This is a genomic window from Lentilactobacillus sp. (genome assembly GCF_040773105.1).
Taxonomy (GTDB): Bacteria; Bacillota; Bacilli; order Lactobacillales; family Lactobacillaceae; genus Lentilactobacillus; species Lentilactobacillus parabuchneri.
This window is the reverse complement of record NZ_JAXGWW010000101.1, coordinates 1-7,120: the sequence shown is the minus strand read 5'-3', so window position 1 is coordinate 7,120 and position 7,120 is coordinate 1. Positions and strand designations below refer to the sequence as shown.

Annotated in this window: 10 protein-coding genes and 1 riboswitch; of the genes, 6 read left to right on the top strand and 4 right to left on the bottom strand. The window is 44.5% G+C overall.

The genetic code is table 11. From position 1 onward, the window contains the following. On the top strand, positions 1 to 198 hold a 198-nt coding region (locus AB3112_RS06590), incomplete at its 5' end, for a linear amide C-N hydrolase (protein ID WP_367334144.1). Here the strand turns inward: AB3112_RS06590 and AB3112_RS06585 are convergent. Then, the gene (locus AB3112_RS06585) at positions 190 to 996 is read right to left on the bottom strand and encodes an HAD-IIB family hydrolase (RefSeq protein ID WP_367334143.1); all 807 of its coding nucleotides are present in this window, start codon (positions 994 to 996) and stop codon (positions 190 to 192) included. The two genes, AB3112_RS06590 and AB3112_RS06585, sit on opposite strands and share 9 nt — an antisense overlap. Positions 997 to 1,101: 105 nt before the next feature. After that, a riboswitch (TPP riboswitch) is annotated at positions 1,102 to 1,191 on the top strand. A gap of 139 nt (positions 1,192 to 1,330) precedes the next feature. On the opposite strand from AB3112_RS06585, the gene AB3112_RS06580 reads away from it, so the two are divergent. The 5 genes from AB3112_RS06580 (at position 1,331) to AB3112_RS06560 (ending at position 4,675) form a co-directional block, all read left to right on the top strand. Next, the gene (locus tag AB3112_RS06580; protein ID WP_057910616.1) at positions 1,331 to 1,921 is read left to right on the top strand and encodes an ECF transporter S component; all 591 of its coding nucleotides are present in this window, start codon (positions 1,331 to 1,333) and stop codon (positions 1,919 to 1,921) included. Between the two features lie 18 nt (positions 1,922 to 1,939). After that, positions 1,940 to 3,370, top strand: coding sequence for an ABC transporter ATP-binding protein (locus tag AB3112_RS06575; RefSeq protein WP_084974384.1), 1,431 nt, complete (start codon positions 1,940 to 1,942; stop codon positions 3,368 to 3,370). After that, positions 3,367 to 4,020, top strand: coding sequence for an energy-coupling factor transporter transmembrane protein EcfT (locus tag AB3112_RS06570; RefSeq protein ID WP_084974382.1), 654 nt, complete (start codon positions 3,367 to 3,369; stop codon positions 4,018 to 4,020). Before AB3112_RS06575 ends, AB3112_RS06570 begins: the two co-directional genes overlap by 4 nt. 78 nt (positions 4,021 to 4,098) lie before the next feature. Beyond that, positions 4,099 to 4,413 carry a hypothetical protein gene (locus AB3112_RS06565; protein WP_084974380.1) on the top strand — a complete coding sequence of 105 codons (315 nt, stop codon included), beginning with the start codon at positions 4,099 to 4,101 and terminating at the stop codon, positions 4,411 to 4,413. A 76-nt stretch (positions 4,414 to 4,489) separates the two neighbouring features. Next, positions 4,490 to 4,675 (top strand): LBP_cg2779 family protein, encoded by a 186-nt coding sequence (locus AB3112_RS06560; RefSeq protein WP_225362376.1) that lies wholly within the window; start codon positions 4,490 to 4,492, stop codon positions 4,673 to 4,675. A gap of 327 nt (positions 4,676 to 5,002) precedes the next feature. On the opposite strand, the gene AB3112_RS06555 is transcribed toward AB3112_RS06560, so the two are convergent. The 3 genes from AB3112_RS06555 to AB3112_RS06545 are packed head-to-tail and all read right to left on the bottom strand — an operon-like array spanning position 5,003 to position 6,773. Further along, entirely contained in the window at positions 5,003 to 5,227 is a 225-nt protein-coding gene (locus AB3112_RS06555) for a zinc ribbon domain-containing protein (RefSeq protein ID WP_084974378.1), read from the bottom strand. A 5-nt stretch (positions 5,228 to 5,232) separates the two neighbouring features. Continuing rightward, positions 5,233 to 5,598: a hypothetical protein gene (locus tag AB3112_RS06550; protein ID WP_239822863.1), complete on the bottom strand. Its 366-nt coding sequence runs from the start codon at positions 5,596 to 5,598 to the stop codon at positions 5,233 to 5,235. A gap of 11 nt (positions 5,599 to 5,609) precedes the next feature. Then, on the bottom strand, positions 5,610 to 6,773 hold the full coding sequence (locus AB3112_RS06545; RefSeq protein WP_271703556.1) for a hypothetical protein: 1,164 nt from the start codon (positions 6,771 to 6,773) through the stop codon (positions 5,610 to 5,612). Positions 6,774 to 7,120 lie beyond the last annotated feature (347 nt).

Sequence of the window (7,120 nt, the reverse complement as noted above, 5' to 3'; positions counted from 1 at the left end):
GTCCTCGATGACGTGTCAATTCCTTACAAGCCGTCCATGGACGACCACCCGAACTTTAACTACACCCACTACATCTCGGTCCTCGATTCAAGCGACCAGACGTATTACTTCAGATACCACGACTCTGATCAGGTCTTCAGCTTTTCGCTGCCGGATCTCCTCTCCCGTTACCCAAGCGCCAACCGATTTTTAATTTAAATAGTCATTAATCTTTTGCTGGACCCCTTGGTCATTATTGGAATATTCAGTCGTGTTTTCAACTTTTTGCAGTAACTCCGGCGCCGAATTTTTCATGGCATAACCGTCTCCAGCGGCATTAATCATTTCAAAATCGTTGTCGTTGTCACCAAATGCGGCGACATCCGCCCAGCTCAAATTCCAGCCGTCAAGCAGCATTTCAACCCCTGTTAATTTATCGGTCCCGTCAACCATGATATCCAACCCGTTCATCCCGGAAGAAATGGCGTTCAATCTGCCACTGAATTGATGATTAAATTCATCTTGGCGTTTGATGACACCGCCTTCTTCCCAAGTGATATCAATCTTATAAATCGAATCAAATACGAGCCGTAAATCGGCCATTGATTGCATATTCTCATAGAAATATTTAGACGCAACAAAGCGGTCGGACTCACTAGGCAGGTTGCAGTAAGTGCCGTTTCGGCCGACCAAAATCACTTCGGCGCCTGCAAAACTAGGCTCGGTTAAAATCCAATCCAAGGCCTTTTTCAATACCAAATGATCGATGATTTCTTCGTGAATAATCACGCCACGCTCATCTACAACCAACGCGCCGTTGTTACAAACGTACGAAATCGGGCCGGAGACGTCCTTAAATAAGCCTAATAGGTGCTGATACTGATTACTGCTGGCGGAAATGAAGTGCATCCCCTTATCTTCTAGTCGATCCAGTTGCGTTTGAAATTGATCGGCATCAAAGGCGCCGTTATCATCCAAAAATGTCCCATCCATGTCACTTGCAATCACTTTTACCACAGTTGTTCCTCCTCAATTTTTATGTCGAAAATCGTTACACTATTATTGTAAAGGTCTCGTTTCGTTTGTAAATTAATTTTATATCTTGTATACTAAATTTGATCATACAACTATCTGGGGTGCCTACTTGGCTGAGAAAAACCCATCGAACCTGATCTGGACAATACCAGCGAAGGGAGCATGTTCCGTTGTATTTAGATGGATAAATTGCAATTAGATGACTTTTTGAGGCCAGGGCAAAACATCATAGTTTTGTGCCTGGCCTTTTTGTATGCTCAGCTAAGGACTTCCTGGTCAAGAATCGATTGGTCAAATCTTATTTGGAGGTCTTGTTATGGATAACAAGAGTCAAGTTTCCGGCGGCAAAAAGCAAAGCCAATGGACACTTCGAAACATTATTTTAATCGCTTTAATTGCTATTTTTACCGGTATTATTTTTTGGGGAGCAGGATTTCTTTACACTGCCCTGACCGTTGCCCTGACCCCAATTGGAATGGCGCCATTCGCAAATGATTTGCTGATGGGCCTTTGGTGCATGGCTGGTCCATTAACTGGATTTATCATCAGAACGTTTGGTTCGGCATTTCTTGGTGAATTCTTAGGGGCTGCCGTTGAAGTATTTCTCGGTGGTCAATGGGGTGCAGGCGCCTTTATTTCCGGCTTGGTTCAAGGAATTGGTTCCGAACTTGGTTTCGCGCTCACCGGCTACAAACGTTACGACTGGCTTGGCCTAAACGCCTCAATCTTTACAACCGTTGTCATTACGTTTGCCTGGGATATGATCAAGAACGGCTATAACAAATTCGGCTTGCCATTGCTCTTAGCCTTATTCATCACCCGTTACATTTCAACCTTCATCTTCGGCGGTGTCTTAACCAAGATGATCGTCAAGCTCTTGGATCGTAGTAAAGCAATCAACTTATAAGCTATCGAGGTTTTAATCATGACTGACGTTTCGATTAACCACTTCACTTTTCATTATCCAGAAAGTGACGTGAAAGTCTTAAACGACATTAATTTAACATTCAAGAGCCACCATTTCTCCCTGCTGTCCGGCCCGTCCGGCAGCGGGAAATCGACTTTGCTGTACTTCATCGCTGGCCTTTATCCAAGGTTTATCGGTATCGACGCCACTGGCAGTATCAAATTTGGGGATACCGACATCAAAGACATTCCCAGGTCAAAGGTCAGTCAGTCGGTTGCAATGATGTTTCAAAACCCCAACCAACAATTTGCCATGGACACGGTGATTCACGAAATGACCTTTGTCTTGGAAAACTTACGGCTTGAACCAGCCACAATGGACGATATTATTACCAGGGCGTTGGATTTTTGTGGCATCAAACAACTTCGCGGCCGAGTGATTAACACGTTATCCGGCGGCGAAAAGCAACGGGTCGCATTGGCCTGCATCGTGGCCATGGATCCGCAAGTCATTGTGCTGGACGAACCATTTGCCAGCATTGATCCCGACTCAAGAGCAGACCTGATCGACAAACTCAAGATTTTGCAGGAAAAACATGGCAAAACCATTATTTTGGCTGACCATGATTTAACCAGCTACCGTGATTTGATCGATGAATTCTACTACTTGGATCCGGATTCCCACCACATCAGTTTATTGGATGATGAGCAGGCAGAACACTTCTTCAAGAATTTCGAATCTACCCAAACCATCAACAAGCAAGTTCCAATTCCAAGTGGCGACGCCAACGCCATCATTCATCTGAGTGATTTCAAATTAGCGCCTCACGGAACGGATTTGTTAACACTGGGAAACTTCCACTTCTACAAACAGAAGACAACTTTGATTACCGGTGCCAATGGAATCGGCAAGTCAACGTTGTTTAACGCGTTAACCAAGCTGCTGCCTTACGACGGCACGATCACGTTTGATGGCAAGGATATTAAGAAAATTCGGCCGCTGCCATACGCCAAGAACGTCACCTTACTGTTTCAAGATGCAGAAAATCAATTTCTCAACATCACCGTCAAAGAAGAAATTGACTTGTCGCTGACCAACCGCACAAACACCGATTATACCCAAGAAGATGTGGACGACATGCTCAAACAACTGGACATGGACGGCAAAGACGATCGCATCGTTTATTCTTTGAGTGAAGGTCAAAAAAAGAAGCTGCAGATTATCGAAATGTTGATCATGAACCCACCGGTTTTATTGATGGATGAGCCGTTCAAGGGCCTGGATTACCGCTCACTTGAGACGGTGGTCGGCTTCTTGAACCGGGCTAAAAATCAATTCCACCAGACTCAAATCGTGATTTCTCACCAGTTATCCGGGTTGGACGAACTTGTGGACTATCACGCAACCTTTAAGGACCAAAATCTGGCTTACCAGGAGGTTATCAAATGAATCCTGGAATGAAATTATTACTTGTAATGATCATTGCGCTGGAAATTTCGTTTACCCAGAGCCTGACCGTCAACATTATTCTAATCGGCGTCAGCTTGATTTATATCTTATTGCAACGGGTGCACATGAAAGCCCTGTTTGGCTTGCTGTTTTGGCCACTCTTCCCAGCACTGGGCCTGTTTGTTTCCCAGTGGCTGTATGGAAGCGCCGGCATCCACTTTGCCTGGATCCTGTTTACCCGGATCTATGCCTACGTCTTTTTGGGAGCGACGTTCACGTTAACCAGTAGTATTACCGACCTATCATTAACGTTGGAGCAGGACTTCCGCTTGCCGGCAAAATTTGCCTATGGTGTGTTGGCAGCCTTTAATCTGATGCCAAAGATCACCGAGGAGATTCGAATTATCAAAACGTCGGCCTTGATGCGTGGCCAAGCCTTGCACTTCTGGTCACCAAAGCTGTACTTCAAGTCGATTTTATCCTCAATTCAGTGGTCGCAAAACTTGGCGGAAGCTATGACCTCACACGGATTTGTCGAGGATCAGGCTCGTACCCACTACAAGGTTATTCGCATCACGGCAATCGATTGGATTTTGTTCGTCGGCCTACTGGTGATTGTGCAAGTCCTCTTATACTTTCTCAGATACTAAGCGCCGATATTCCAACATTTTCTTTTTTGCTTTATAATCAAATTAGAGAAAGTTAAAGTTGGAAGAAGGCGTTTTTTTATGCGGGTAAATCAATTTGCGTTTGCATTTGGTATTTTTGCACTGGTGGTCGGGGTGATTGTTGATATATATGGGCTGGTGACGCAGTTCGGCTCAATGGATAGTGCCCAGGTTGTCCTGATTGGCAGCATTATTTTAGCGATTGGATTGGCATTTTTGTCGCTGCCCAACCGTTTCGAGCGGTACTGCGGTCAACTCGTTGTTGGATTAGGCTTATTATATTATTTTTACATCCAGACAAATAAGATCTGGGTGGCCGTCGTCATCGCACTAATCGCCATGGCATTAATGGAATATGGGCTAAAGCATCGTTAACATGTGTCAATCTGTCAATTATTGGTATAATAAAGTTATGTAGAAGTCGGAAACACGAATTTTGATGGAGGAGATTATGATGGCAGAACAATTTAGTACTTTAGCTGAAGAAATTATTAATTATCAAAAGAAGAACGACATGCCGGATACTGCACTCGCTTTTAATTTGCATATCTCAGTCGAACGCCTCCACAATATAAAATCAATGGAATCGGATCCAACCCCAGATGAGAAAAGAACGATAGAGCAGTTTGTAAGATAAAGAGTGCGACGAGCAACGGGTGAGACGGTTTCTAAGATAACTTTGATTGAAGCCCTGCTTTTGGGGCTTCGTTTAAAGTTATCTTAGAAGTTAGTCTCAGTTGCGTCGGAGCACGTTTTCGCTAGGTAATAGACGAACAGCTGCTTATCACATTAAGCGCCCGAAGGTGGCTTACATGCAGGTTGTTGCCCTGGGGAGCAAGTTTTCAGCCAAGTAGAAAGAAACATAAGACCGAGTTGAGGGTCGTCGCCCACAACACAAGGCACCGCGACATTCAACTCAATCATGACACAAACCCAAAAGAAGGACCGAAACGAAAAAATCGCTTCAGTCCTTCTTTTTGTTCTTTTCTGCCGCTTTTTCCGCCCGATACCTGCTCATCCCCTCTTTATAGGGATTACCGAACAGATGGCTCAATGCCGCCCACGTCTTATTGGGTTTGACATCCTCATCCTTCTTTGGCAGTTTCTTGCCGCAATTTGGACAAACGACGTCCTCGGGATTTAACTTCGCACCACAATACGGACAAAATGAAAATTCCTGCTCTGCCATTTTGCTTACCTCGATTGTTGCTTGCCTTTGTTACGATTGGCATTTCGTTCACGTCGTTTTTCTGCTTCAGCTTGTTCCTTTACGGCATTAGCTTGACGAATCTGTTCAGCCCGCTTCTTTTTGGCTTCATCTTCCGCCACAATTTGGTTATGCATGATATTCATCCGGTGGGACAAGAAATTCCAGCCCCCGATTAAGAATAATGCCCCGACGACCGAGTACGGAAACGTCCACCACGGGAAATAACTGCCGTTTTTAAAGACCATGGGACCAAGAAAATTATAAACAGCCATCAAAATTGTCACCAAAATTGTCATCTGGAGGGTATTGACCAACCATTTTGGTAATCTAAAACCCTTCTTTTTCGCCACATTGTTCACCCCTAATCAATTTCATTTTCCGTCAGAAATGCCTTGAAATAGTCAAAAGCCATCTCACGGATATTTTCAATTCCAACCTGCTTAATCGGAAGCTCCCCATCATCGTCGACATCCAACAATTCAACGTTCAAGACCCCGGTTTTCAAATCAATTGAGGTCGGATAGCCAACAAAATTGTCCTCGTCAGCGGTCTCAAATCGAATTAACTTTTGATACTGAATCGATTGAGTCACGATGTAAATCAAAATATTATCGGCATTATCAAATGCCCGATCGGCGTTCAGCACCGGTAATGAGAAGTGCTTGCTGTCCTTATTTGCTTTAACAAATTTGGCAATCACGCGCAGGTAATCAGAATCCGTAATGATCCTGGCAATATCATCATACCGAATCCAGACGTATCCGCCAAATCGGCCATTCATGTCAACGACCATCATCACCAGTTCCTTTGGATTACTGGAAATGATTTGGCCAACATAGAAGTATTTGCGGTCATCGTTGGTATCGATCACCACCCAGTCGCCACTTCGGCGTAAGTGGTCCACCTCACTGCGAAACTGGTCGGGATCTGAAATAATTTCATTTTCAACGTGATTTTCCGGCTTGACCATGTCGAGCACGTTTTGAAGAAGCTGGAGTTCCGTTCCGCCAAATTCAATTCCGCGAATATCGTCAAATTTAATATTGAAAATCGGCCGTTTGGAAAAATCAAATTTGTTAATATTGGTAAACGTCAACCCATCTTCTTGGACATCGCTAATCAAGCCCTCATTGTACTTCAACTTGCCAGCCTGCTCGGTGATAATTAACGAAACCCGCTTGTTCGTCAGCAACGTCTGAATGACGCGGTCAAACAACGAATCACTCATCTTAATCGGAAGGTCAAAAGCCGGCTGGGAATTCAGATGATGCTTTTCATCAAACTCGATTCGTTGCTGCATATTGGCTAAATCATAGCTGTCAGTTTCAACTGATTTAACCGAAGAAACTTTGAGGTAGACTTCGCCGTCTTGAATGCCATAGTCGTTATACGTCAACATGATAAAATCTTGACTACTTAAAAATTGGATGACACCGGTATAAACGATGTCACTGTCGTTTTGAAATGCATTAATCAGCTGCTCGTCGATTTGGGCGGTACGCAGCTTGTCGTATAGAGTTTTCAAGGTGTCACTTCTTTCTTGGGTGGGATTGGGATTCTTGTAGGGGCAACTTAGTCTAAACGTGCTCCGACGACCGCAAACGAAGTGCAGCGTCTAGTCCTGTGGACGACGCAACTGACACTGCGATCTAAGACCCTCTAATTAAAATCCAAAACCAGGATTTCAATTAGAGGGACCTTAGCTCTCCGACGGCTGTGAAACCGCCTAGCCTACTTGGCGTGTCAAAACGTTGCTCGTCGCACTCTACAAAAATGTGCTCCGCGAACCAACTTCCTCCGCTTAATCCGATAACTAGCTGTTCCCCTATTACCTAGTGGAAACGCGCTCCGACGCAACTGAGACTAACTTCT